The following is a 26,873-nucleotide window of genomic DNA, read 5'->3' on the forward strand; positions in this document are numbered from 1 at the left end:
CTATTTATGTTATCCTTGGTTCTTCTGTACCTTGGCCCAGGAGTCACGCAAGCCAACAACGCGATTAAACACCAGCGCGTCCGCTTTAGAATCTACTGCATCCACACAGAAATATCCGGTACGCAGGAATTGATAATGAGCTCCCGGAGTCGCTGCCGCCAGCGACGGCTCCACCATCGCTTCCACAATCTCCAAAGATGCCGGATTCATTCGCTTTTCGAAATCAGTACTCTCTACGCCATCTTCTTCGGGCAGCAACAGATAATCATACAAACGCACCTGCGCCTTTTTCGCATGTGCCGCCGAAACCCAATGCAACACCCCTTTGACTTTCTTCGCGCTGTTGGGGCCGCCGCTTTTGGTGTCCGCATCATAGGTGCACCGCACTTCTACTATATTGCCGTTTTCGTCTTTCACTACTTCTTCGCAGCAAATAATATAAGCGTGCTTGAGACGCACTTCTTTGCCCGGAGCCAAACGGAAAAACTTTTTAGGCGGGTCTTCCATAAAGTCTTCTTGTTCAATATACAATTCTCGCCCAAAAGGAATCTGCCGCTCGCCCATCTCCGGATTCTCCGGATTATTTTCCGCGTTCAGCCATTCTTCATGGCCTTCCGGGTAATTGGTAATAACCACCTTGAGCGGCCGAAGCACCGCCATGGCCCGCGCCGCCTTGGCATTGAGATCTTCCCGCACACAATGCTCCAGCATCGCCACATCGACTTGGCTGTTGCTTTTCGCCACGCCAATACGCTCGCAAAAATCACGAATAGCCGCTGCCGTATAGCCTCTGCGCCGCAAACCGGAAATGGTCGGCATGCGAGGATCGTCCCAGCCGCTGACACGACCTTCCTCCACTAGACGCCGCAGATAGCGTTTGCTCATGATTGTCCGAGTAAGATTGAGCCGAGCAAATTCAATCTGCTGTGGCCGCGGGTCAAATCCCAGCGCCGTCAGCGTCCAGTCGTAAAGCGGCCGATGGTCCTCAAATTCCAAGGTGCAGATGGAGTGCGTAATGCCCTCTAATGCATCGGAAACTGGATGCGCGTAATCATACATAGGGTAAATGCACCAGGCATCTCCTGTACGGTGATGGTGCGCCCGCATGATCCGATACAATACAGGATCGCGCATATTCAAGTTCGGCGAGGCCATATCGATTTTCGCGCGCAGCGTCCGGCTGCCGTCGGCAAATTCTCCAGCCCGCATACGTGCAAACAAATCGAGGTTTTCTTCGATGCTCCGGTTACGGCAAGGGCTTTCCTTGCCCGGCTCAGTCAAAGTCCCCCGATGTTCGCGCATTTGCTCCGCTGTCAAATCGCAAACAAAGGCCTTGCCGTCGCGAATTAATTGACAGGCGCATTCATAGAGCTTCTCAAAATAATCGGAAGCGTAAAAGCGTCGCTCTTGCCAATCAAAGCCCAGCCAATGTACATCTTCTTGAATGGAATCAACATATTCGGTTTCTTCTTTACTGGGGTTCGTATCATCAAACCGTAAATTGCATTGCCCGCCATACTCTAAAGCCAAGCCAAAATTAAGGCAAATAGACTTAGCATGACCGATATGTAAATAGCCGTTTGGCTCGGGCGGAAAGCGCGTATGCACCTTCTGACCATACTTATTGGATTTATTATCTTCATTAATAATAGCTTGAATGAAATGCGTAGAGACAAAAGATTCATCTGTGCTCATGATGCTGACTCCTTTATTCTGTATTCTATTATAGTATTTTAGCATAGCTTTTTAGGCCAGGGCCAGAGAAAAAATATTGAACAAGAGTAGAGGGAGTAAATAGAGGGTACTCAGGAGGGTTACGAAGTACGAGTTTTTGAACATAATGGCTTAGGGTAGCCGCCTTTGTTTTGGCTACTTTTTAGAGCAAGCCGGTCCGCAGGACGCAAAAGAAGCCTCGGTCACCCGAGGCTTCTTTGCAAACCTTCTGAATCAAAGAGTTCTTACTTCACTAACAGTTTTTTTCCTGCAATGCCCGGTACGGTCATTTCTTCCGGCGACAGGATAATATCCATCGCTTCTTGCGTCAACAGCTTCTTCTCCAGAATCAAATCGCGGATAGGACGGCCTGTAGCATACGCTTCTTTGGCCAGCATGGAAGAGTTTTCATACCCAACATGCGGCAATAGCGCCGTAACAATGCCCACGCTGTTATCCAACCATTTCTGACATTGTTTTTCATCGGCTTCCACATTTTCCAGGCACAATGTCCGGAACGTGTTCACTGCATTAGTCAGCATCGTCATCGAATTAAAGATGTTGTACGCCATAACCGGTTCCATAACATTGAGCTCAAACTGACCGTTTTCCACGCCCAAGGTTACTGCCAAATCATTGCCGATAACCTGGTAGCAGGTTTGATTGAGCACTTCCGGAATGACCGGATTCACCTTACCAGGCATAATCGAAGAACCAGGCTGGCGAGGCGGCAGTTTCAATTCGCCCAAACCGCAGCGAGGACCGGAAGCCATCAGCCGGAAGTCATTAGCCATCTTAATCAACGGTAGCGCCGTAATCTTCATGGCGCCGGAGATATCCGCAAAACCGTCCGTATTTTGAGTAGCATCCATCAAATTGCCGGCTGTAACGAAGGGTTCGCCTGTAATCTCCGCCAATTGCTTCGCCACTTCAACAATATATTCCGGCTCGGCGTTCAGGCCGGTACCCACTGCAGTAGCGCCCATATTAACAGCGTGCAGTTGGTCCAGCGCGGTTTCAATACGCTTGGCGCCGCGACGGACCGCGGAAGCATGGGACGCAAATTCCTGGCCCAACGTAACCGGCACAGCATCTTGCAAATGAGTCCGTCCCATTTTCATAACCCGCTTGAATTTCTCAGCCTTAACTTCCAGCGCTTCCGCTAATTCGCGCAGCGCTTTCACCAGCAAACGTCCTTTTTGAATAGAGCAAACTTTAATCGCCGTCGGGAAGGCGTCATTAGTAGATTGCGCCATATTAGCATGGTTGTTCGGCGAAATCCGATCATAATTTCCTTTTTTATCGCCGAGAATTTCCAAGGCCCGATTACAAAGCACTTCATTGGTGTTCATATTAATAGAAGTACCAGCGCCCCCTTGAATGGGATCTACCGGAAATTGGTCATGCAGTTTTCCCGCAATAATTTCATCGGCTGCTGCCACAAGAGCATTGCCGATCGTTTGATCCAAACGACCTGTCGCCATGTTAGCCTTCGCCGCTGCTTTTTTCACCATAGCCAAAGCAACAATGAAATCGCTGTCCAGATTATGGCCGGTTATGCGGAAATTCTCCATCGCCCGCATGGTTTGCACCCCGTAGTACACCTCATCTGCCACTTGCAATTCTCCAAGAAAATCATGTTCCAAACGCATACCATTTCCCCCTTTTCATTTCTCCCACAGTTTCTTTTCAAAAGCACTGTGTTTTGTACAACTTATTGTATATTTTGTATACGTGTATGCTCATTTGAAAAGGCAGATTTTTCTGCCCTCTTCTTGAGTTCATTATACCTCTGCAAATTCTCCTTGGCAAGGCAAAAGTTACACTTGTTTTTAAATAAGCCGCTTATCCACCACTGCAAATCTATGCATGTGTTATTTTTTTGATTTTACCAAATTCCCAGTAATTTCATCCATGGCATCCCTATGCCTAGCCAAATCAAAATGTGCACGGTTGCCAAAACAAAGCCTATTTTCCAAAACTCGCCCATAGTAATATAGCCAGCTCCAAAAAATATCGGTGTTACACCGCAAGCAAAATGAGTCAGCATAGAACAAGTATTAGCAAAAACGCCTAGCAAAATGGCGGTTAACATCACAGGGGCTCCCGCCGCCACGGCTACGGTCGCAAATGCGCCAAACAGAGCCATGACGTGAGCTGTATTACTGGCAAAACCATAGTGAACATAATTGTAGATAATAAAGAGTACAATCAGCATGGTCATCCAGTCAATGCCTACCATCTGCGCGCCTACCGTCGAAGCAAACCAGCCCATCAATCCGAATTTAGCCAAATAAGCTGCCATATTTACTAACACGCCCATCCAGATCAGTACATCCCAGGCGCCTTTTTCATCTAACACATCTTCCCATTCAAGCACCTTGGTTACCAGCATAGCAGATAAGCCGGCAATCGCAATAAAAGCAGAATCAAAATTCGTAATAGACGTAGTAGCCCACAGCACCAAGGAAATACCAAAAATTACAGTAAGAATCTTTTCAGCCGAGCTCATGGGGCCCATACGCTGCAGTTCATCACGCGCCAAATCCTTTGCTTCCGGCGTTTCTTTGACTTCCGGCGGATAGAGCTTGTAAATCAAATAAGGAAACACGATCGTACAGATCGCCCCTGGAAGCGACGTAGCTAAAAACCAATCCATCCAGGTAATCGTTTTGCCAAACAAGTCTTGTGTCAATTTTACAGCTACCACGTTATTAGAGGCTGCTGTCATGAAAATAGAGGCGCTAATAATAACCGCACTATAAGCGCTTAACATCAGATACGCCCCTACCTTGCGGCGTGAGGGCCCTGGTTCTGAACCAAACGCAGTGCACAAGCTACGTGTAATAGGATAAATAATGCCGCCGCCCCTCGCCGTATTAGAGGGAGTAAAGGGAGCTATGATCAAATCGGTAAACGAAAGCGTATAAGCCAACTTTAAAGTACTACTGCCGAAACGCTGCATCAAGACGAAGGCAATCCTCCGTCCCAAGCCGGTTTTAATAAAGCCTTTGGAAAACATAAATGCCGCTACAATCAGCCAAATAACCGTAGCCGAAAACCCCTCCAGAGCCTGTCCAGGTTTCAGAACCCCTGTAAATACAACGGTAGCCAAGCCAATAACCGCTGCAGAGCCAATAGCGACTGGCTGTAAGATAAAGGCCGCAATGGTGGCAATAAACACAGCCAGCAGATGCCAGGCCTCCACCTTGACTCCTTCCGGCATTGGCGCAAACCAAATGCCCATACCAATTAACACACACAATACACCGCGAACTACCTTTCCATTCACGTCTTGCATCCCCCTGTTCTTACTTTCTCTTTTCTCTTTTTAAAAAGTAGGCGCTACAATTCCTCCTTTACTTGTTTTTTCTATTTTTGATTCTGAATTACGTATTTTGTATACATTGTGCTAGTAAAAAAATTCAGACACTTCTGTGTCCGTTTTTTATTATACGAGATTCTTCACCACGGGAAAAGTCGTATATTTCTTCATTTTCATGCATTTTTTATCTTTTTTAGTTATAATCCACTCCTTTTCTGCATTTTATTTGATTTTATTTTTTATTTTTCTTCATGCTATACTAAATTAAAAGATTTTAACCTTAGGAGGGATTTGCATGTATCGTTGGTTTGTTTTGTTTCTTTTCCTTTTCTGTATTTTAATAAGCCCAGCCACGGTCAGCGCCTTCCCGATCGAACGCATTGCCTTAGTTCCCGTTTCCGGCGACATCTCCTCGCAAGTTGCTGCAGCGCTCACGCAAAAAATGGAGCGCTCCTACCGACTCCCTATCTACGAACGCCTAGCCACGCCGTTTCCTGCTAGTTGGGATTTAACCGCTTTGGAAGAACTGCGACGCAACAACCAGGCTGCCTTACTACTGGCTATCCGTCTTGATACAGTCCAGGAATTCACGTACAGTCACGGCGTATATGACGATGATACGTTGGTCTCTATTCGTTTACAAGGAACCTTGTTTTGCCTCTCCGACAATCCTAATTTCACCAACCAGACCCGTAAGCTGAACATCTGGGATGTGCAGCCGCTCAGCGTGAACAGCGGCGTTGAACACCGCATCTTTTCAGAAGTGGACGCCTGGCTGCTGCGCATTAAAGAAGAACAATTGCGCCTGCGCGCAGCTCAGACTTCCGCCGCTCCCGCAGCAAGCAACTAAGTTACTTCTTCCAGATTTTTGCCAAGGACTTTCTTTACAACCAGAAACTCGCTAGAACCCGCAGGCTAGACACTGCGGGTTCTTTTTATTTCTAAAAAACCAAGCCTCTTTTAAGCGTTCCTTCGCTTTAGGTCCAAACAAGCTGTATTTTTTTGCTTCTGTGCGTATTTTTTCGAAAATTTATGCTCATGCTCTATTATCGCATTTTTATACGATAATTTACGAAAATACTACTTTTGTTCTTTTATGAAATTTATAATAAAATGTTGGTGCTATCCAGCTTTCTATTGAGAAAGTACATTGGAAATGTTAATGAAGAAGGTGTTTTCTCGTGTCGGTAGATTGGTTATTTTTTGCAGCTCTTGCTTTTTTTAGCGTAGGCTGTCTTGCAGTTCTGCCACCGCTTCCCGCTAGGACTAGGATGGCTTATCTGTGCAGCATAGGCGGAAGTATCTGCCTGATTGCCCTCGCAGTCTGCCTGTTTCAACCAAATATGTTTTTACTTCCTTTTTCCTTGCTGTCCAGCAAATCCGAATTACTAAAATTGGATTGGTTGGCAGCATCTTTTTTTCTGCCTTTTGGCCTGGTTGGCGTTTTCGCTTCCTGGTATGCGATCGCTTACACCCACCATTTACAGCAACCGCGTCGCCTAGCTTCTTGCTGGAATCTATTCCTCGCCGGCATGGCGGGCGTCTTTGCCGCCTCCCATGTTTATTTCTTTTTCTTTGCCTGGGAAATCATGGCTTGGACCTCTTTTCTCTTAGTCCGTTACCAGGATCAAAAGAAGCGTTCTATTCGTACCGGTTTTCTCTACCTGCTGATGACTCATATCGGCACGGCCTGCCTTTTAGGTTCTTTTCTTCTCTTAAGCGCCTCCAGCGGTTCCCTGGATTTTGCAAGTTTCGGCAGCCTGCCGCCCGGTTCTCTGAGCAGCCTTATTTTCTTGCTTGCTTTTTTGGGATTTGCCATCAAAGCCGGTTTAGTTCCCTTACACATTTGGCTCTCTCGGGCTCATCCGGCCGCCCCTTCCCATGTATCCGCCTTAATGTCCGGCATCATGTTGAAAACGGCGGTCTATGGAATGTGCCGTTTCTTATGGGATTTTCTTCCCTTCGCCGCTGCTGCCTGGTGGGGCTGGCTGCTAGTAGGCGCTGGCTGCCTTTCAGCGCTCATGGGGGCCCTATATGCGGTCACGGAAGGCGACTGGAAACGCCTGCTCGCTTTTTGCAGCGCCGAAAATCTGGGTTTAATTTTTGCGCTGCTCGGCGCTGGCCTGCTTGGCCAGCTCTACGGAGATGTTTACCTGGCGTCCCTCGCCTGGAATGCAGCGCTGCTGCACGTCTTTTTGCATGCTCTCTATAAAAGTTTGCTGTTTTTAGGGGTCGGTTCGGTAATCCATGCCGTCGGCACAGGCAGCCTTGACGCCTTAGGCGGCCTCTGGCGCCGCATGCCGGGCACCTGCCTTTGCCTGGGAATTGGCAGTTGCAGCGCCGCCGGCCTGCCTTTCTTTGCGGGTTTTCCCGGCGAATGGCTGCTGTTTCAAAGCATTTTAGCCTTAGGCAGCGGCCCTGTGGACGCTCCTTTGCCCGCCGGTATCGCCCTAGCCGCCTTAGGTCTAGCGGCAGCAACCAGCGCGGCAGCTTTTTTAAAGGCCTTGGCTCTGCCTGTATTTGGACCGGAAAAGAGATCTTGGCGTCCTGAGTTTCACGCTCCTAAAGGCGCTCTTGTTCAGGCGCCCATGGGACTGGTTATTTTGACCCTTCTAGCCACTTGGCAGGCTGACAGCTTGCGCCTGCTCTGGCTGCAAGCAAGCGCCCTCCCCTCGCTGCCCTATTCCGCCACCGCTTGGCTCTTGGCTCTGGCCGCTGTCTTTCTGGCCTTTCTGGTGGCGCAGCGGCAAACGCCGCAACTTCCTACCTGGACCTGCGGCATCGTACCGGAAGCTCATTTTGGCTACAGTGCGACTGCGCAAGCCCAACCGTTCCAACGCGCCTTCGCCAGCCTTGTCGGCCCGGCGCAAAGTGTTCTGCTCCGTCAAGGAATCCATCCTTATTGGGGAGGCTCTTTACAGCATCACCTGTCGCGTACGCGCTACCTTATCGAATATCTTTATCAGCCCCTGCAGCATTCGATTCTCCGCGCAGCCTCCCGCCTGCGCTCTATGCAGGCAGGCTCGATTCAACTCTATATGACCTATATTTTAACGGCAACGGTTGCTTGCCTGTATTACAGCATTAGGTGGTGATCCCATGGATACAACTTCGCTTTTTCTACAAACTCTTGGTTTGGCTTTGCTAGCCCCCGCCTTTACCGGCGTAGTCCGCAAAACCAAAGCATATCTACAAAATCGCCAAGGCGCGCCGATCTGGCAGCCATACTTTGAACTGCAACGTCTTTTTCGCAAACAGCCGCTGCGCTCGACCAGCGCCTCCCCTCTCTTTGGAGCCTGGCCGCCTCTTTACGCAGCCTGCGCCTTAGGCGCCGCCGCGATGCTCCCCATTCTCCCGGGTACCGGCAATGATTTACTCTTTTTAGGCGGTCTCTGGGCTTTAGGCCGCTTCTGTCTAGCCATTGCCGGCTTGGAAGTCTCCAGCGCTTTCGGAGGAATGGGTTCTTCTCGAGAAATGTATGTCGCCGCTTTAGTCGAGCCAGCGCTGCTGCTCTCTTTTTTCCAGTTGGCCTTAAGCGCCGGCGCTACCAGCCTCGCCTCACTCCTAGAGGCAGCGCAGCTGCGCGCCTTCGGTTTACCGGAAATTTTCGCGGCAACTGCTTTTTTCACTGTACTTTTAGCGGAAAGCGGCCGTATTCCTGTTGATAATCCCGACACCCATCTGGAACTGACGATGATCCATGAAGCCATGGTCTTGGAGTACGCCGGTCAAGATTTAGCCCCTATCCACTGGGCTTCCATGATCCGTGAACTCACCTTGGCCTTCCTCTTTGCCTCCCTCTTTTTGCCGGTCCTGCCGGCTCCTTTCGATGGTTTTTTCGGTTTATTTTTAAAAACGCTGCTCACGGCGCCCCTTATCGGCTTAGCGGAAATGGTCACTGTCAAGATGCGCCTCTTCCGTGTGCCGCAATACCTGGCGCTGTCGGCTGTTTTTTCCTTACTTTCTCTCTCTTCAAGACTCTAGTCAAACTAAGGAGGCGCTTTTCTTGTCTTTACTTTCCATGCTTTTACTGGCCTCAGCCCTGACTTTGCTGCGTGTAACCGCACTTAAAACCGCAGTTATTATTCTTTTTTTACAATCACTGCTCCTTAGCGGCGTATGCTTATATGCCGGCCTTTCTCAAAACGAAAGCCATCTTTTCATCGCCGCCATTTTGACTTTGCTCATCAAAGGAATGCTTATCCCCTACAGTCTGCGCCGCCTGGTGCTGCGCCTTAAAACGGAAAAAGAAACTCATCCCATTTTATCACCCAATATGTCTTTTTTTGCCGGCGGTCTTTTACTCATGCTTTCGCATGGTCTGCTGTCCGGGGCTTTGCCCGCTTCCAGCGGCAGAGACATTCTCTCCACCGCTATTACCTTAGTGCTGTTGGGTTTGCTGCTTTTGATGATTCGCCGTCAGGCGCCGCTACAAATCGTCGGCCTTGTCACGTTAGAAAACGGGTTGTATCTGTTGGGACTTTCCATCACCGGCGGCTTGCCTTTAGTGATTGAGCTTGGAATTTTCCTGGATCTTCTCGTAGCTGTCATCGTCTTGGTAGTCCTCACGCGCCGTTTAAAATATTCCTTCCAAACTACAGATACGTCCGTGTTAAAAAATCTCAAAGGATGATCGCCACATGTATTTATTTGCCTTATTCACCATGTTCTGCCCTTTGGCAGCGGCCTTAGGCAGCATCGTTCTTTTCAAAAATTCTCCCTGGCTGTATCGCCTCAATGTGGCCGCCGCCGTTCTCTCATTAAGCTCCGTCGGCTGGCTTTGGCTGCAAGGCCCGCTGCCACTCGCCTGGGATAATTGGTTATATGTCGATGCACTCAGTCTGATTTTTTCCCTTTTGGTCGCTTCTTTGGGATTGTCCGCCTTAGTAGTTTCCGGCCCGTACTTAGCCGCCGAAATTGCCGGAGGGCATCTGCAGCCTCGCCGCTTAGGCCAATATTATGCGCTGTTGCAATTATTTATTTTCACTATGCAAAGCGCCTTATTTCTAGAAAATCTAGGCTTTGTCTGGGTAGCCATTGAGGCCACCACTCTAGCCAGCACCTTGCTTGTAGCATTCCAATCCAACCGCTCCTCCCTGGAAGCCGCTTGGAAGTACGTACTCCTTTGCACGGTTGGCATCAGCCTGGCTATGCTTGGCGCTATTTTGTTGTACCAAGCGCAAGCCACAGCCGGTATCGCGCTGGAACAGCCCTTAAGCCTTGTCGCGCTCAGCCAGCCTGGCGTTCTTTTAGATGCTCCTTTATCTCGCCTGGCTTTTGCTTTCCTGCTGATTGGGTACGCCACCAAAGCCGGCTTAGCGCCTATGCACACCTGGCTGCCCGACGCCCACAGCCAAGCGCCAGCGCCTGTAAGCGGCCTCTTGTCCGGGGCGTTGCTCAGTTGCGCCTTTTATGTACTGCTGCGCCACATCGCTATCTTGCGCCCATCTCTGCCGCCAGGACTGCCAGAAACAGCGCTGCTTGCTTTAGGCATTTTGTCACTGGCAGTAGCGGTTCCCTTTTTGCTGCTGCAGCATGATCTCAAGCGTCTGCTCGCTTACTCCAGTGTGGAGCACATGGGCATTCTCGCCATCGGCGCCGGCGTCGGCACGCCTGCCGCCCTCTTTGCCTGCCTGCTGCATGTGCTGACGCATGGCTTTACTAAGTCCGCGCTTTTCTATGCAGCCGGCTTTATTACGCAGGAATATCATTCGCGGCAGCTTTCCCGCATTCGCGGTCTTTTGCAATCCTCTCCTTTCCTTGGGTGGATTTTCTTGGCAGCCATGCTGTCCATTACCGGCACGCCTCCCTTTAGCGTTTTCCTCAGCAAGTTCTTGCTGCTCCAGGCGCTTTTCGCCGCAGATCGCCCTTGGCTGGCCGCTTTGCTGCTGCTTCTTTTAGCAGGCGCTTTTGCCGGTTTAATGCACTACGCCGGCCAGCTCACAGGCGGTACAGCGCCGCACAGTCACCACTCCGTGTCTTTAAATCATTTAACTCGCTTCATTCTGATCGGCTCTTTGCTGCTGGTGGCCATTGGCGGGCTCTTCCTGCCGGATATGCTGGTCCAACTGCTGAATGACGCCACTTTGATTGCCCTGGGAGGTGCCCCTTATGCAAAGCCATGATGTATTGCCCGTAAATTGGCAGGCGCAAATCGCGCAGCTTCACGGACGCAATTATCAACTGTCCGCCTTATTCGCAAATGACGAGAGAGCGTTGCACGGCGTGTATGCCATTTATGCCGTGTTTTTCCAGGTCCAAGAGCAGGATTTGCAACTGCTGCGTCTGCCCCTCTCCGCCTCCTCGTCCTCTTTCCCCAGTATTACTGCTATCTTCCCCGGCGCCGCCTGGTATGAGCGGGAAATTCACGATTTATTCGGCCTGTCTCCGGCTGGTCATCCTGACTTGCGTCCACTGGTGCTGCATCATGCGCGCGGCGTCTTTCCGCTGCGTAAAGATGCGGGAGCCGCACTACCTCCAGAAGGAGAAGCCTTTCCAGTGCCTCGCGCCAGCGGCGACAGTCTTTTTGAAACGCCAGTCGGCCCCATTCACGCCGGCATTATTGAGCCGGGTCATTTTCGCTTCACCCAAGCCGGTGAAAACGTACTGCATTTAGAAGCGCGTCTTTTCTACACGCACCGCGGCGTAGAAAAAGCCATGGAAGGCCGCACCGTCAGCCAGGCTCTTCATGGCGTAGAACGCGTGTGCGGCGCTTGCAGCGTCACCCATGCCATGGCCTTCTGTCAGGCGGTTGAAACGCTTTGCCGCCAGGAAATTCCGCCTCGCGCCGCTATGCTGCGCCTTATCGCCTGCGAGCTGGAGCGCCTTTACAATCATTTGGGCGATATGGGAAATCTTTGCGCCGGCGTCGGTTTTCACGCAGGCGTCAGCATCGGCAGCCGCTTGAAAGAAGATTGCCAGCGTTGGAATGAACGCCTTACCGGGCACCGTTTCTTGCGCAGCTGGATCACGCCGGGCGGCGTATCCCGTGATATCAATGACAAAGACCAGCAAGAACTGCTGCAGTTTTTAGGACAGCTTGAAGAAAAGGTAAAAAACTTCATTGACCTTTTAGCCGGACATGACGCTTTAAGCCAACGCACGGAAACCACGGGCATTCTGCCCCATAAAGCCGCCTTGGATCTTGGCGTAGTCGGTCCTGCGGCGCGCGCTTCCGGCGTAAATATCGATTTACGCCGGGATCTTCCCTACGGCGCTTACCAATCCTTGCAGCCGCACATCCCGGTTCGTAAAGAAGGCGATGTCGCCGCCCGGCTTTTTTTGCGCGCCGACGAAGCCCAGGAAAGTCTGCTGCTTTTAGGCAAAGCGCTGCGCCAATTGCCGCCCGGCCCCATACAAACGCCGATTCCGCCCTTGCCGCCGCCAGGCAGCGCTTTAGGTTGGGCGGAATCTCCCCGCGGCGGCGAATTCATCTGGCTGCAAATTGACAGCAGCGGTCATCTGTCCCGTCTCTTCTTACGTTCTGCGTCCTACCCCAACTGGATGGCCGTACCGCTCACCGTACCGGGAAACATCATCCCTGACTTCCCTTTAATTAACAAAAGCTTCGAGCTGTGTTACGCTTGTCTCGACCGTTAGGAGTACGATCATGTGGAAATTGCTAAATACTATTTTGCAAACCGGTTGTGTCACTGAAAGCACAGCCGCTCCCGCGCCGCTCACACTGCGCGGTCGGCTGCAGCAAACAGAATGCTGCAGTCAATGCCACCATTGCGTAGCCGCCTGTCCGACAGGCGCCCTTACCACGCAGCCTGAGTGGCAATGGAATCCGGAACGCTGTACATTTTGCGGCCTTTGTCTGGAGTCTTGCGAACGCCATTTGCTGCAGCATGTCCCGGAAAGCTATCACGCTTTTCATACGACTTTAGGAAAAACGCTTGCTGAGGAAACGCATCGTATGTTCGGCCGTTCTCTGGCAGTCCGCCACCTCGACGCAGGCTCCTGCAATGCTTGCGATTTTGAAATGGCCGCCTTAGGAAATCCTTATTACGATTTGGCGCGTTATGGCATTTCATTTGTCGCCTCGCCCCGTCACGCCGACCTATTAATGGTCACTGGCGGTGTTACGCATCACCTAAAAGACGCTGTTTTGCGCACTTACGAAGCCATGCCGGAACCCAAGCTCGTTCTAACCGTGGGCACCTGCTCCTCCGGAGGCTGCGTTAACGGCGCTCCTTACGCGTTAGCCGGAAAAGTAGAAGATTTTATCCCGGTGCACATGAAGCTTCCCGGCTGTCCGCCTCGCCCGCAAGCCTTACTGTACGCTCTTTTGCTGCTCATTGGCCGCAAGCCTTAAAACACGTTAGAAGCAGAGAAGCGATCCGAGGAAGCAAATCACGAATTTATAAATTTCAGTGTCATAAAAAAGCGACTATGCCCCAGGGGCATAGTCGCTTTTACTATAGGTTTCACTCTACGGCAGAAGCCGATAATCTTCGCGGCTGTGCTGCAGCAGCGGCAATTCCGCGCGCACCTTTTCTTGCACCGCGCGATCTATTTCTACTTTCACCAGTTGCTCCGTTTCATCGGCTTGAAACAAAATTCGGCCCCAAGGATCCGCCACCAGTGAATGTCCATATGCTTCATAAACAGCCCCTTCGAGCTTCGCCGGCGCAGCCCCGACAACAAAAATCTGGTGATCTACCGCTCTGGCCCGCAACGTCAGTTCCCAGTGAGCCGGCCCAGTCGTCCAGCCAAAGGCAGCCGGATAAATCAACAAATCGGCCCCTCGCCGCACCAATTCCGCGGCCATAGCGCCGAAGCGCATGTCATAGCAGATTCCGACCCCCACCACGCCTACGGAAGTATCACACAAAGTCAACTCATTTCCAGCTGTTAATGTATCCGATTCCCGAAAACAAGTCCCCCCTGCAATTTCCACGTCAAACAGATGCATTTTTCGATGTCGCCCCAACAAAACTCCCTGTTCGTCAAAAACAAAGGACGTATTATAGACGCGCCCCGCTTCATCAATCTCTGGAATGGATCCGCCTACTAAAATGACACCGTTCTCCCTGGCCCAGTCGCTCATACGCCGTACGGTTTCTCCCGAAGCCGGTTCTGCATACTTCGGGAACAGCGCCGCCTGATAGGGACAACTGAACATTTCCGGCAAGACCACCACGCGACAGCCTTCGCGGGCCGCCTGTTGCACCATCTGCTCTGCCTGGCGCAGATTTTCCTCCTTAGCAACGCGTGTAGCCATCTGACAAAGTCCCAATAAAAAATTTTTAGCTGTTTTCATAACTTCCTCCTGCGAACACTCTTCTTGTTTTCTCTTGATTCTACTTGTTTACTCCAGTTCCTGCCCTTTTCCACCTTCTCCCGGAACAAATCAAAAGGGTGTCCCGTCGCAAAATATCTTTTTAACTAACATTCTCTTCAGAATAGACATGTATACCTTGCTGTTTCTTCCATTTTTTCCCCCATGCTTGTTTTTCTGTTTTTCGCAATGTATTTGTTTTATGGTATACTGAATTCATTGGTAGATTTCAAATTATTTGAAAAAGGGAGTTGAGTGAATGAATCGGAAAGTTCTTGTCACCTTAGCTGTCCTGGTAGTCTTCCTCTGCAGCTTGCAAGTAGCCTTTGCTGCAGAACCCAGTAACAATCATCTGCCCAACATCAAAATTCTTGCCACAGGCGGCACTATCGCCGGATCTGGAGCCACCAGCACTACCACTGTTGGCTACACCGCGGCTGTAGTTCCCGTGGACGCGCTCATCAACAACGTACCGGAACTTAAGAAAGTAGCCAATGTAAGCGGCGAGCAGATTGCGCAAATCGCCAGCGAAAATATGACCAACAAAGTTTGGTTGAAATTGGCTAAACGCATCAACGAACTGCTGGCTTCCGATGATGTGGATGGAATTGTCGTTACCCATGGTACCGACACCATCGAAGAAACGGCCTATTTCTTAAATCTAGTCGTTAAAAGTGAAAAACCGGTTGTCATCGTTGGCGCTATGCGTCCGCCGACAGCCATGAGCGCTGACGGCCCGATGAACCTGTACAATGCAGTCGTCATCGCCGGCACCAAAGAAGCTCACAATAAAGGCGTGCTGGTCTGCTTGAACGACGCCATTAACGGCGCTCGCGAAGTAACCAAAACCAACACTTCTCTCTTGGACACCTTCCGGGCTCCTGAGCTTGGCTACCTCGGCTATATGCAAGGCGGCAAAGCTTACTTCTATCGTGAATCCACCCGCAAACATACGACCCACAGCGAATTCGACATCACCGGCCTGACCGATCTGCCTCGCGTAGATATCGTCTATGGCTATGCTAACAATTCCCGCGATGGCCTGGACGCTTTTGTCGCTCATGGCGCTAAAGGGATTGTCCATGCCGGCGTTGGCGACGGCAGCCTCTTTACCGAAGTAAAACAAGGTTTGATTGACGCCCGCAAACAAGGCGTCGTTATTGTCCGCAGCTCTCGCGTAGGCAATGGCATTTTGGCCCGCAACGGCGAAGCTAATGATGATGAACTGGACTTTGTCGCTTCGGACACCCTCAATCCTCAAAAAGCGCGCATTTTATTAATGCTGGCTTTGACCAAAACCAAAGACACCAAAGAAATTCAACGTATGTTCTGGGAATACTAATTCCCATTGGCAAAAATCCTGTCCGGCCTAGCTGGGCAGGATTTTTGTATTTTTTCTTTTTCCCCATTTTACAAGCAGGTTTTCCTCTCCTAACGTCTAACCCTTTATTTAATATATATTATACCCCCAAGGAGGTCTCGAACATGGTTCTACACAGCCCATCCATTCTTATCAGTTTTCTCGACAGCCGAGACCCCGGACCGGAAAGCCCGTTGCAAGCCTTATGCCGTCAAATCGCTCCGCAAGTAGTATATTTGCTGCCCTGCGCGCCTACGGAAGCTCCCGGGTCCTCCCTGTCCCAAGAAGCGGCAGAAGCCATGCGTGAATGGCTGCATACCGCCTACAGTCCCTCCTTGCCTGTATATATTCGGCCCATAAGCACAGCCGATCCAACTAGCTTTACTGATATGCTCGCTGCCAGCAAGCATACTTTGCTGACCATTATCCAACATTGGCAGCAACACCCGCCGCAATTCCATCTTAATACTTCTTCCGGCACGGAAGCGATGAAGGGCGTTCTCCTTCTCTTATGCGAAGCCGGCCTTATTCCCAATGCCACCCTTTGGCAGGCGCAGCCGGTTGTCAATCACGCCTCCCACCTGAAGCTCTCTCGTCTGCAGCCTACCTTGCTGAGTGAAGAAATGAGCCTAGAGCAAATCCGGCCCTTAGCCGAAGAAATGCGGTTTGCTGAATTGGCTCGCGAATGCCAGCAAATTAAATCGGTAACCCTTTGCGCCGACTGCAGCCGCGCCGCTGGCTTGATGACGGAAATTTTTCAAGCCTATCACTATTGGGACGCCATGCAATACGCGGAAGCCTCCCGCCTATTGCGCAGCCTTTGCTATAAGCTATCCGACATTCCCGATGCGGAACTTCCTGCAGAAATACTATCCAAGCAATTTTTATTTCTTGTTCGCCTGCTTACTAACGAAGAAATGTACAATCTTGATTACTTGACAGAGCTGGCCTTTGGCTGCGAACGCTGTTTTCTGCGCGGCGATTATCAAGGAGTCTTCCTGCGTTTCCGCCGCTTTTACCAAGGTCTTTGCACCTATTTACTTCAACAGGCTCAACAAGAAATTCCAGCATCCCTTCACGAGCTGGAACAAGCGACGCTCGCCTTGACCGAAATGCCTGGACGCGACTTCTCGCTTTTTTGGAACGTCCACTTGGAATCTCGCCTTCTAGACGACCGAGTTCCCGCAGGTCATATTGTCGCCGCTCTCCACGAGCTATACCAGCGTTCTTTTTTGGGCCAAGGCATGCAGCCTCTCTTAGAGACGGAGAGCGCCGACGCCCTGCTGGTAGTACAAGAACTAGCTCGCTATTTTCTACCCGCTTCCGACTATCCCTTGCAACGCGATACACTTGATAAACTTCTCCCCTTCCTGCAACAACAGGGCGTCACCGCCGCCCTTAGCTTTTGAGGATTTAACTCATAAAACACTTTCGCGTCTTTCGTGTATTTCGCGGTTCGATGATAATTTCCGGCATAAAAAACGGTTCCAGGCTTCGTATCAGCCTGGAACCGTTTTTTATGCCAAAGGAATTTCTTTTTGAGGATGTTCCCGCAGCTCATCCACTAAAAGCCGCGCTTGAAAGATCTGTCGCTGCAGGACAACCCCGTATATCGGCGTTACGGCTGGACAACCGTCCGCCAGCCATTGTTCAGCCACACAGCCTACTGCATAGGTCACGCCGATACTGACGGGTATGCGCAAAGGAGGAAAGGGAATGCGCTCATTCAAGTCTGCTTGCAATATGCCTCCCGGCAGTTGCTGCAAGAATTGCTGCGCTTGCTCCGACGTCAACTTCCGGTCATAAATAGTAGCTAAGCTGCAAATCAAAGCTACCTCGTTTTCCAGGAGATTGTCGCCGTCGGAAACCGCCAGCCAACCTGCATGCGCTGCCGCCCAGCGGCGCAATTCCTCGGCTTTGCCAGCCACAGCCTGCTTTCCCATACCCTCTCCTCCTTTACGAACCTATCTTTTACTGACGATCTTCGCTGCCAGCTACTAAAATCCTGCCTAGATAGTTGGTGGTTCTTTAAATATAGGTTAAAGGTTTTTAGCCCATACACCTCACCTCCCTTTTATTGCTCCCGTTCCAGCAAGATAGTGGATGCGTAATAACAGTCCGGGCTGGTTCCTGTTGCAGCTATGCCCATGGGCGCCATGGTCACAACTCTCCAGCCGGTCGCAAGCAAGGAGTTTAATTTATCAAGATTGCTCTTATTCCCGTAGCCGTGTTCTAAAATAAAAACCATCTGCGCTTTATTCATAACCAGCTATCTCTCCTTCCACTCAAAATTCCAATAGCACTTCCAGCTCTTTTACTCTTCTTTTTCTAAAGAATATACCGCCGAAAAGTAAATGTACAAAATCGCCAACGTCGGCACAATAACCAGCATGCCAAAGACGCCGCTAATATGCCCCGCGAATAACACGCCAATCATAATAAACGCCGGATGCAGTTTTGTCGCCTTACCGACCAACGTCGGATAAATCAGGTTGTGATTCAATTTAAACATAATAACGTAAAATATCAGCAGCTTCGTGGCCATCAGCGGATCTTGTATCAAAACCGTCGTAATCGCCAACAGCGAAGCGACGATCGGCCCTACGACCGGAATCCACTCGCCCACGGCCGATAAGAAAGCAAACAGCACAATATGATTAACTCCCAACAGCCACCCCACCGCCAGCACCGACAGCCCTGAAATAAGAGATACCGCCATTTGTCCTTGAATATACTTGCCCAGCATAAATGTCGCTTGATCGCAAAATTGCTGGATAACATTACCCGCCTTAGGAAACAATTTTTTCACTCCATTGCGCCCCTTGCTGGCATCCTTCAAGAAATAGAACGTAATAATCGGGATCCCAATCATTTCCGCCAAATTGGAGCTGGTCTGCAAAATGGGTCCGATGGAAGCCTTGGCAAAGGAAACAGACCAAGCCGTTGCGGCCTGTAAAACCTGATTGGCCTGCTCCTGAACAAATTCAGCCGACCCAAGCCAAGGATGCTGCGCTGCCAACACCGTGGCAAAAGAGGCCATATTTTCGGCTATATTGGGCATATCTTTTACAAAATTGGTCAACGCCGGCAAAATACTCCCCGTAATAAAGGCCAAAATCAAAACAAATAAAAGAAAGAATCCCCCTAACGCCAAGGCGATCGCCAATGATTCCGGCAGCTTCTTGCGCAAAAACTGTACCAGCGGCTTCAACAGCACCGCCAGCAATGTAGCAACAAACAAAACAATAAACAGAGGCCGGGCCAATAACGAGATCGTTAAAATCAAAACAAGCAACAATACCCCAAATACAAGAAATTCTTTGGTTTTATTTAAAGAAAACATTTCCTCTCTCCTTCTGCCACGTTCCAAGTTCTACATAGTTATTTGTTCTAAATCAGTCTTTTTCCTGTCTCCTATGGATATTTTTTTGCGAGCTTCACTGCGGCGACTTTTTTGTTCTGTAAATTACACACCAAATGCCAATAAGGGCCTTGAGCTAAAGCCCAAGACCCTTATTGGCTGGCACAAACACGATGTTCTCCTCTATGAGATTTCCAAAACCCCAATTACCCTAAATTTTCAGTTTTTCTTCTTAGCGCCATGTGGGCAAACCGCCACACAGACGCCGCAAACCAGTCCGTCAAATTGCGGATAGTTTTTAATTTTCCAGGCATCGCATTTTTTTACATCGACCAAGCTTTCTCGCAAAACTCCTATAGACCAGGCATTACCCACAATGGCCTGGGCCGGACAAGCTTCTACGCATCGCCGGCAACTGCCGCAAAAATTAGTTTTGGAAAAATCCTGCACAGGCAAGGGCAAGTCGGTAACCACCGTGGAAATACGAACTCTAGGGCCGAACCTTCTAGTAATCAAAAGCGAGCTCCTTCCTAGCCAGCCCAGACCGCTTTTGACGGCAGCCGTTTTATGAGGAAAATCGCCAGCCACATTCACAAAATCCGTTCGTTCGGAAGAAGCAAATGCATGGGCACGATATCCCGTTTGCTCGATTGCCTGTTGAATTTGAAAAGTCAACGCATCTAGCCTCTCATTAACGCTACGATAGGCGTCATAATATACCTGGCCAGGTCCGTCCACAACTGGATCCATAATCGCATCGGAAAGGGGTATGCCGATGGAAACTGCGAAAGGCAGCTCCTGCAAATCCTTGGGCAAGTCCTCTCCGACGTCAGCAAATCTATATAGCAAATCCGGTATTCCTTCCAGCATCGCTATAACGCTTCGTTGTTTTTCCAGCTCTCCTTGCATGAAACCAGCCCCCCTTATTGCTTTATTTCTAAATTATAACCGGAAGGCCTTTCGCTTTTGAAATTCAAATTCCCCATAAGATCATAGAAATCTTTTATATCAAGACTATGGTTCCTGAAGCAATTGAAGCAGGGAGTTTACGAAAGAAGAAAGACGCTTATCCTGCCGAGTAATCGCCCAAAGAGTAATTTGAACCTCCGCCGCCTGCTTCAAAACAACTATTTCTCTTTCATCTTTGACAATAACGCGCGGCAATAAAGCGATTCCTAATCCCTCTGCCATGGCGCTCGTTACAGCGTCAAAATCGCTGTATTCAAACGCATAGGACAAGCCATGCTTTTGCAGCAAGCCGTCACAGAGCTTGCGAAACGTACAGCCCGGCCGAAAATTGATAATCGGATACTCCGTAAGCTTAGAACGCTCTCCTTGGGCTAAAATACTTTTATGACCGCACCAAACAAGCTCATCCGAACGAAGAGTTACAGTCTCAAGATTCTTTTCCTCAATATAGTCATGCACAAGGCCGATGTCGTATTGATTGCTCTTTAAGCCGTGCAACACCGCTTTAGAATTGGCGCAAATTACAACGCTTACGGTTCCCGCTGCCTTGGCTGCTTGCAACTTCAATAAAGCGGGCGATAGGATGTGGTTAATATAATTAGTGGATAAGGCAATGCGAGTAGGCGCCCCTGCGGCGATGCTACCAAGATAATGGAAGGTTTCACGATAAAGCGCCAGCATCTTTTCCGCCGGTTCTACTAAATAACTGCCCGCTTCGGTTATATAAAGTTTTTTCCCAATTCGTTCAAATAAGGGTACGCCAAAATGATCTTCCAGCGTCCGAATTTGCGCCGATACGGCGGGCTGTGTAAAATTGAGCTGCTCCGCTGCTTGCGTAATATTCCCCAGCCGAGCGACCAAGCAAAACGTTTTTAATAATTGAATATCCATATGCACCTCAAGGACGCTAAATTAAATACTCACTAGAACTTGCTTTGTCCTACTCTCTACACAATAACACGAACATACTCTGGAAGCAAAAGCTCTCTTTGCTAGGAAAGCCCCCCTTTGAGCGCTCCTTGGTTAAATGCAAAACATATATTTTCAGATATACAAAAAGAGCCTTGAGCCAAAGCCCAAGACCCTTATAATTACTGGTGCTCCCGAGACGATTCGAACGTCCGACCAACGGTTTAGGAAACCGCTGCTCTATCCCCTGAGCTACGGAAGCCAACACTACGTTACGTATTGTATCATTACGCAATTGCTAGTGTCAAATAAACGACGTCTTAGTGGCCGCCACAACCGCAGCTGCCGCCATGCGAGCCATGTCCGCCGCAAGCGTGGCGAGCGCCCTCTTGAAGCTTGAATTTTTCCATGCCGCCGCATTGCGGGCAAGCTAGCTCATACCCGTGTTTACCGCCCTCCGTGCATGGCGGTTCTTCCCAAACATGACCACAAGCTTTGCATTCGAATTGTCGATTTTTCATTTGATATGCTCCTCCTTCTACATGAACATGTTTTCCTCCAGCCAGCGCTTCTGCAACCTTTCGGCGCGCCTGGGCTAAGAGGCGTTGAAACGTTGGCCTAGAGAGCCCCATTTGGCTGGCGCAGGCTTCTTGATCTAACCCAACGGCGTCTTTCAGGCGGATGGCTTCTAGTTCATCCACCCCTAGTACCACCGTTTCCTCTCCGCCTTCCGCTCGGAAGCGTCGACAAAGAGGCTCTTCTTCTACCAAACCGCAACATCGTTGACGCGCCATAGGCCCTCCTTTTGAGCATATGCTCATTTGATTTCTATTATATTCGCTTTTGCACGCTTTGACAATAAAAAAATGGATAAGCAAATAGTTTGTGTTACTTTTGCTTACCCGCTTTAGGTTCGAAGAAATGTTTTCATCCGATAACTATACATTTCCAAGTTAAACGAAACGACTTTTCAAAACTTCATCACTTCGGCAACATTCACATGTGCCGAAATACAGTTATCGCGATAAATACAGCCATACCAATGCCAAATACCATCACAAAGCGAATTGTCTTTTCTTTCGCCGTTTGCGGTACGTTTTTATCTTTACTCACAGATCTCACCTTCTTTCTGATTATACAATTGCACTTTCATTGTTACACTGGGTCGCTTTATGCATCCCAATTCATTGTTTTGCCTTTTTGTAGTTTTTCCACTCGTCTCTAACCAGCAGAGAACCGAAGAGAAAAAATACGACGCCCATTCCGATCATTGCTTCAGAAACTCCGTTTTCCCCCAAATACTGATAGGCCCAACCGGTTTTTTCAATATCCGTCGGTTTCTGCCCATATACAAAAATGCCGTTTACAGCTGACCCCAATGAAACCATCATTAATAAAATCGCCCTCATCATAACATGTTCCTCTTCCCCGTGAGCTTCATTCCATTACTATATCACCACTATTAATTATAATTAAATAGAAAGAATGTCACCATTAAGTAAAAAAAAGGTCACTATCCCAAAAGTTGCAGGCTATGAACATAAAATGGGCTGACGGTAGACGCGCCAAACCAAGAGACTGTGTTAAAACAATTGTTTCAACACAGTCTCTTGCTTCATTCCTTTAAACCGACGAGCTGCTTTCCGCTGTTCTACGCACCGCCGTCCCTGCATGGGGTTGAATTAGGCGAACCAAGCGGGTTGCAAACCAGTAATCCAAACCCCAGTTAAAAAATACCGCCAGCCGATTGCGGGTTCCTTCCAGGCGCAACAAGTGAACCAACAGCCAAAACACCCAGGTCAAAAAGCCTTTGCTTTGCAGCGGTCCGATTTTCGCGACGGCAAAATGACGGCCAACTGTCGCCATAGCGCCTTTATCTTGATACGAAAAAGTCTGCAAGGGTTCCCCGCGAAGCAAGCGCATAATATTCTCGACAGCCAAGTTAGCCTGCTGCACGGCTACTGGCGCAACCATGGGCAGCAATACGCCCTCTTGTTGCAATCCGGCGGCATCGCCTATGCAAAAGACACCTTCTGCTCCCGGAACCTGCAAGGTCGGCGTTATCAGCACTCTATTCTGACGTCCTCGTTCCACCTGCAGCTGTTCCACTAGGGAAGAAGCTTTAACTCCAGAGGCCCAAATCATGGTATGCGCTGCCATCGCGCTGCCGTCGCGAAAAGTCAGGCAAGCGCCGTCATACCCGGCAACAGCCGTTTGCAAACGCACTTCTACGCCTTTGCGACTCAATGCTTGCCGCGCCGCTTCCGATAAGGCTTCCGGCACCATAGGCAGCAGCCGTTCTCCCGCTTCCACTAAGACCACTTTAATTTCGTCACGCAATAATGCCGGATAATCAGGCAACAGCGTCCGTTCGATCAATTCCGTCAAGGCGCCGGCGCACTCTACGCCGGTAGCGCCGCCGCCGCTGACGGCAAACGTCAGCAACGCCTTGCGACGCTGCACATGCGCTTCTTGTAACGCTTCTTCAAACTTCAACAAAATATGATTACGAATCGCAATCGCCTCGTCAATGTCTTTTAAGCCAAAGGCATGGGCTTGCACATCTTCCATGCCGAAGAAATTAGTTTCTCCGCCTACCGCTAAAATCAAGTAGTCATAGGTGACTTCGCCGCTGTTGGTTTTCACCGTCTTTTGGACAAAATCCACACCGGTAACCTCCGCCATGCGAAACTCCAAATTCTCCTGTTTTCGCAAAAGCGAGCGAGTGGAGCTTGCAATATCAGCCGGCGCCAATGAGGCGGTGGCTACTTGATACAGTAAGGGCTGAAACAGATGATAATGACGCCGATCAATCAACACCACGTCGACATCCTTATCCGCCAATTGACGAACCGCTTGTAATCCCCCAAAACCTCCTCCGACAACAACAACTTTAGGTCTTTGCTGCAATGCTTGCATAATTCCACCTCATCTTCTAGTTTATAACTAAAATAAATCCTTACCAAAATTCCAAAGGCTTTTTCATCTTTTTAGTGATTTTTTTCACTTTCTTGTGTAAAAAAATATATTTGTATACACAATACAGTACCCTTGTTTGTGATTATTTTACCATAGTCGTTTTTTACTGTAAATATATGCAGTGCTTTAATTAATATCTTTTATTCTTTAATAAATATCTCTTTTAAGCAGCCAACACTTTACTTTTTAATTACTATTTTTTGCATTATTCTGTTAACATTAGGGAGAATGTGTACATTTTTATCTTGACTTCATTTTTCCGTTATTGACTCTCTTTTTCTGCTTGTTATTTCCTCTGTATTGATATACAATTTGCTTCTGTCTGCATACAAGCGTATTCCTAAAATATAAGTCAAGCGCAAATCCATAAATTAGGACTATTTCGTCCCGAAAAACCCATTTAAGCAGGACTTCTTATTATTTCAGGCCAGGACGCCAATGCACAATATATAGTGCTAAACATTATTGACCAACACTATATATTCATGTAAAATTAAAATCGGCTTTAAAGAAACCATCTAATTTCACATCTACATAAGGAGGTGACTGGCGCAGCATTCTATGCTGCCGCCTTGCCCATGCTGACTACCATTGTTAAACGTGACGGACGCCAAGTTCCCTTTAATTTAGAAAAGATCGCCAACGCTATTGCTAAGTCTCTGCAGACTGCAGGCATTAACGACAACACAAAAGCTTTGCAACTGGCTACAGAAGTGGTCCATCAAGCTACCTTGATTTATACCAACCAAAACACGCCGCCCAGTGTAGAAGATATTCAAGATATTGTAGAAAAGGTACTAATCAACGCGGATCTAGCTCAAGCCGCAAAAGCTTATATTTTGTATCGCGCCGAGCGTACGAGAATGCGGGAAATGAACACCCGCTTGATGAAAACCTACGAGGAAATTACCCACAGCGCTTCTAAAGAAAGTAATTTAAAACGCGACAATGCCAATATTGACGGCGATTCTTCCATGGGCGCCATGCTGAAATACGGTTCGGAAGGCGCAAAAATCTTCAATGAAATGTATATTTTGAAGCCAGACCATGCCAAAGCGCACAAAGACGGAGACATCCATATTCACGATTTTGATTTTTACACCCTAACCACCACTTGCTGCCAGATTGATATTCAACGCTTGTTCCAGGGCGGTTTTTCTACCGGCCATGGACAATTGCGGGAACCCAATGACATTTCCAGCTACTCCGCGCTTGCTTGTATCGCCATTCAATCGAACCAAAACGACCAGCATGGCGGTCAGAGCATTCCTAATTTCGACTACGGTTTGGCCGAAGGAGTTCGCAAGACCTTTGTCAAGCGTTACCAAGACAATCTGAGCAAAGCCCTGTTTTTTGAAAGCGCCCAAGAAAATGTTAAGGATCTCGTCGTTGAAGCGGCTCAAACACTTTACGAGCAAGAGCAGTTGCAAATTACCTTAGCCAATGACTGCGGCTATCAAGAAAAAGAGTTTTCCTTGCTGAAAAACGCATTCAACACGGCTTTACTAACTAAAGCGCAGCAGTTCGCTTTTTCGCAGGCTGTCACTGAGACGGACAAAGCTACCTACCAGGCCATGGAAGCCCTGATTCACAACCTTAACACCATGCACAGCCGAGCCGGAGCGCAGGTCCCTTTTAGCTCTATTAACTACGGTACCGATACGTCTCTGGAAGGACGCATGGTAGTCAAAAACATTCTATTAGCTACAGAATCCGGTTTAGGCTGCGGCGAAACACCGATCTTCCCGATCCAGATTTTCAAGATCAAAGAAGGCGTCAGCTATAACCCGGAAGATCCTAATTACGACTTATTTAAATTAGCCTGCCGCGTCAGCGCTAAGCGCCTCTTCCCTAACTTCTCCTTTATCGACGCGCCTTTTAACTCTCAATATTATCAAGAAGGCCGTCCGGAAACAGAGATCGCTTATATGGGCTGCCGCACCCGCGTTATTGGCAACCCCGCCGTTCCTTCTCAGGAAATCGTTTACGGCCGCGGCAATCTCAGCTTTACTTCGATCAATCTGCCTCGTTTAGGCATTCTCAGCCATGGCGACAAAGATCAATTCTACAAACGCTTGGATGAACTCATTGATCTTTGTATCGACCAGCTTTTAGAGCGCTTTGAGATTCAATGCCGCAAAAAAGTGCGCAATTATCCTTTCCTTATGGGCAATGGCATCTGGCTGGATTCGGATAAGCTTTCCGCCGACGATGAAGTACGTGAAGTACTTAAACACGGCACGCTGACCGTAGGCTTTATCGGCCTAGCGGAATGCTTGAAAGCGCTCATCGGTCAGCACCACGGAGAAACGGATGCAGCGCAAGAGGCGGGGCTGCGCATTGTTAGGCATATGCGTCAGCGCATGGACGATGCTTCTAAAAAATATGGCCTGAATTTTTCTCTGATCGCTACGCCTGCCGAAGGACTTTCCGGCCGCTTTGTAGATATGGACCGCAAGCGCTTTGGCAGCGTTCCCGGGGTCACAGACCGCGCCTATTACACCAACTCTTTCCATGTACCGGTCTACTGCCCTATTGGCTCCTATAAAAAAGTTCAGTTGGAAGCGCCGTACCATGAGCTTACCAATGGCGGTCATATTACCTATGTGGAAGTGGACGGCGATCCCCTTAAAAACCTTGACGCCTTTGAATCCATTGTCCGCTGCATGAAAGAAAGCGGCATTGGCTATGGCGCCATCAACCACCCGGTGGATCACGATCCGCTTTGCGGCTATAACGGGATTATCGACGAAGTCTGCCCGCAGTGCGGCCGTTCCGAAGGCGAGTCCGGGTCTTTTGAGCGCATTCGCCGCATTACCGGTTACCTTGTTGGCACCCTGGACCGGTTCAATAACGCCAAACGCGCCGAAGAAAAAGATCGCTATAAGCACCTAGCCATTAGCGAGCAACGTTAACTTCAAGACAATATCTTCCGCCTCTCCGTTATAGGATAATGCCTATGACGGGGAGGCTT

22 protein-coding genes and 1 tRNA gene are annotated in these 26,873 nt (G+C 49.2%); 10 read left to right on the top strand and 13 right to left on the bottom strand.

Translation table 11 applies throughout. From position 1 onward, the window contains the following. Positions 1-9 precede the first annotated feature (9 nt). From C508_RS0105870 to C508_RS0105880, 3 genes are all read right to left on the bottom strand, one after another. Positions 10-1,695: a glutamine--tRNA ligase/YqeY domain fusion protein gene (locus tag C508_RS0105870; RefSeq protein ID WP_018702616.1), complete on the bottom strand. Its 1,686-nt coding sequence runs from the start codon at positions 1,693-1,695 to the stop codon at positions 10-12. A gap of 263 nt (positions 1,696-1,958) precedes the next feature. Continuing rightward, positions 1,959-3,365, bottom strand: a complete 1,407-nt coding sequence (locus C508_RS0105875) for an aspartate ammonia-lyase (protein ID WP_018702617.1) — start codon at positions 3,363-3,365, stop codon at positions 1,959-1,961. A gap of 236 nt (positions 3,366-3,601) precedes the next feature. Continuing rightward, entirely contained in the window at positions 3,602-5,005 is a 1,404-nt protein-coding gene (locus tag C508_RS0105880; RefSeq protein WP_018702618.1) for a DASS family sodium-coupled anion symporter, read from the bottom strand. 328 nt (positions 5,006-5,333) lie between these two features. Between C508_RS0105880 and C508_RS0105885 the strand changes: the two genes are divergently transcribed. From C508_RS0105885 to C508_RS0105915, 7 genes are all read left to right on the top strand, one after another. Next, entirely contained in the window at positions 5,334-5,888 is a 555-nt protein-coding gene (locus C508_RS0105885) for a hypothetical protein (protein WP_018702619.1), read from the top strand. A 331-nt stretch (positions 5,889-6,219) separates the two neighbouring features. Further along, on the top strand, positions 6,220-8,133 hold the full coding sequence (locus tag C508_RS17915; protein ID WP_018702620.1) for a proton-conducting transporter transmembrane domain-containing protein: 1,914 nt from the start codon (positions 6,220-6,222) through the stop codon (positions 8,131-8,133). A gap of 4 nt (positions 8,134-8,137) precedes the next feature. After that, on the top strand, positions 8,138-9,022 hold the full coding sequence (locus C508_RS0105895; protein WP_018702621.1) for a respiratory chain complex I subunit 1 family protein: 885 nt from the start codon (positions 8,138-8,140) through the stop codon (positions 9,020-9,022). A gap of 22 nt (positions 9,023-9,044) precedes the next feature. Further along, complete coding sequence (locus C508_RS0105900) at positions 9,045-9,671, top strand: hypothetical protein (RefSeq protein WP_018702622.1); 627 nt, start codon at positions 9,045-9,047, stop codon at positions 9,669-9,671. A gap of 7 nt (positions 9,672-9,678) precedes the next feature. Further along, positions 9,679-11,163 carry a proton-conducting transporter transmembrane domain-containing protein gene (locus tag C508_RS0105905; RefSeq protein WP_018702623.1) on the top strand — a complete coding sequence of 495 codons (1,485 nt, stop codon included), beginning with the start codon at positions 9,679-9,681 and terminating at the stop codon, positions 11,161-11,163. Further along, positions 11,150-12,637 carry a hydrogenase large subunit gene (locus C508_RS0105910; RefSeq protein ID WP_018702624.1) on the top strand — a complete coding sequence of 496 codons (1,488 nt, stop codon included), beginning with the start codon at positions 11,150-11,152 and terminating at the stop codon, positions 12,635-12,637. Before C508_RS0105905 ends, C508_RS0105910 begins: the two co-directional genes overlap by 14 nt. A gap of 10 nt (positions 12,638-12,647) precedes the next feature. Next, entirely contained in the window at positions 12,648-13,355 is a 708-nt protein-coding gene (locus tag C508_RS0105915; RefSeq protein WP_018702625.1) for an NADH-quinone oxidoreductase subunit B family protein, read from the top strand. Between the two features lie 117 nt (positions 13,356-13,472). Here the strand turns inward: C508_RS0105915 and C508_RS0105920 are convergent, their stop codons facing one another. Beyond that, positions 13,473-14,303 (bottom strand): carbon-nitrogen hydrolase family protein, encoded by an 831-nt coding sequence (locus C508_RS0105920; RefSeq protein WP_018702626.1) that lies wholly within the window; start codon positions 14,301-14,303, stop codon positions 13,473-13,475. 277 nt (positions 14,304-14,580) lie between these two features. On the opposite strand from C508_RS0105920, the gene C508_RS0105925 reads away from it, so the two are divergent. Continuing rightward, positions 14,581-15,663 carry a type II asparaginase gene (locus C508_RS0105925; RefSeq protein ID WP_018702627.1) on the top strand — a complete coding sequence of 361 codons (1,083 nt, stop codon included), beginning with the start codon at positions 14,581-14,583 and terminating at the stop codon, positions 15,661-15,663. 143 nt (positions 15,664-15,806) lie between these two features. After that, complete coding sequence (locus C508_RS0105930) at positions 15,807-17,090, top strand: hypothetical protein (RefSeq protein ID WP_018702628.1); 1,284 nt, start codon at positions 15,807-15,809, stop codon at positions 17,088-17,090. 108 nt (positions 17,091-17,198) lie between these two features. Here C508_RS0105930 and C508_RS17920 read toward each other — a convergent pair whose 3' ends face one another. From C508_RS17920 to C508_RS0105980, 9 genes are all read right to left on the bottom strand, one after another. After that, positions 17,199-17,624, bottom strand: coding sequence for a hypothetical protein (locus C508_RS17920; RefSeq protein WP_018702629.1), 426 nt, complete (start codon positions 17,622-17,624; stop codon positions 17,199-17,201). 131 nt (positions 17,625-17,755) lie between these two features. Further along, entirely contained in the window at positions 17,756-17,944 is a 189-nt protein-coding gene (locus C508_RS0105940; RefSeq protein ID WP_018702630.1) for a hypothetical protein, read from the bottom strand. Between the two features lie 51 nt (positions 17,945-17,995). Continuing rightward, positions 17,996-19,024 (bottom strand): AI-2E family transporter, encoded by a 1,029-nt coding sequence (locus tag C508_RS0105945; protein ID WP_018702631.1) that lies wholly within the window; start codon positions 19,022-19,024, stop codon positions 17,996-17,998. Between the two features lie 237 nt (positions 19,025-19,261). After that, complete coding sequence (locus C508_RS0105950; protein ID WP_018702632.1) at positions 19,262-19,951, bottom strand: 4Fe-4S double cluster binding domain-containing protein; 690 nt, start codon at positions 19,949-19,951, stop codon at positions 19,262-19,264. A 105-nt stretch (positions 19,952-20,056) separates the two neighbouring features. Next, positions 20,057-20,902: a LysR family transcriptional regulator gene (locus tag C508_RS0105955; protein ID WP_018702633.1), complete on the bottom strand. Its 846-nt coding sequence runs from the start codon at positions 20,900-20,902 to the stop codon at positions 20,057-20,059. 204 nt (positions 20,903-21,106) lie between these two features. Then, a tRNA-Arg gene (locus tag C508_RS0105960) sits at positions 21,107-21,182 on the bottom strand. A gap of 58 nt (positions 21,183-21,240) precedes the next feature. After that, positions 21,241-21,714, bottom strand: a complete 474-nt coding sequence (locus C508_RS0105965) for a DUF134 domain-containing protein (protein ID WP_018702634.1) — start codon at positions 21,712-21,714, stop codon at positions 21,241-21,243. A gap of 390 nt (positions 21,715-22,104) precedes the next feature. Beyond that, positions 22,105-22,332, bottom strand: coding sequence for a hypothetical protein (locus tag C508_RS0105975; protein WP_018702636.1), 228 nt, complete (start codon positions 22,330-22,332; stop codon positions 22,105-22,107). A gap of 211 nt (positions 22,333-22,543) precedes the next feature. Then, positions 22,544-23,839, bottom strand: a complete 1,296-nt coding sequence (locus C508_RS0105980) for an NAD(P)/FAD-dependent oxidoreductase (protein WP_018702637.1) — start codon at positions 23,837-23,839, stop codon at positions 22,544-22,546. A gap of 638 nt (positions 23,840-24,477) precedes the next feature. Between C508_RS0105980 and C508_RS0105985 the strand changes: the two genes are divergently transcribed. Next, complete coding sequence (locus C508_RS0105985) at positions 24,478-26,814, top strand: anaerobic ribonucleoside triphosphate reductase (protein ID WP_026319391.1); 2,337 nt, start codon at positions 24,478-24,480, stop codon at positions 26,812-26,814. The last annotated feature ends 59 nt before the right edge of the window (positions 26,815-26,873 follow it).

Origin of the sequence: Anaeromusa acidaminophila DSM 3853 (assembly GCF_000374545.1) — a bacterium.
Lineage (GTDB): Bacteria > Bacillota > Negativicutes > Anaeromusales > Anaeromusaceae > Anaeromusa > Anaeromusa acidaminophila.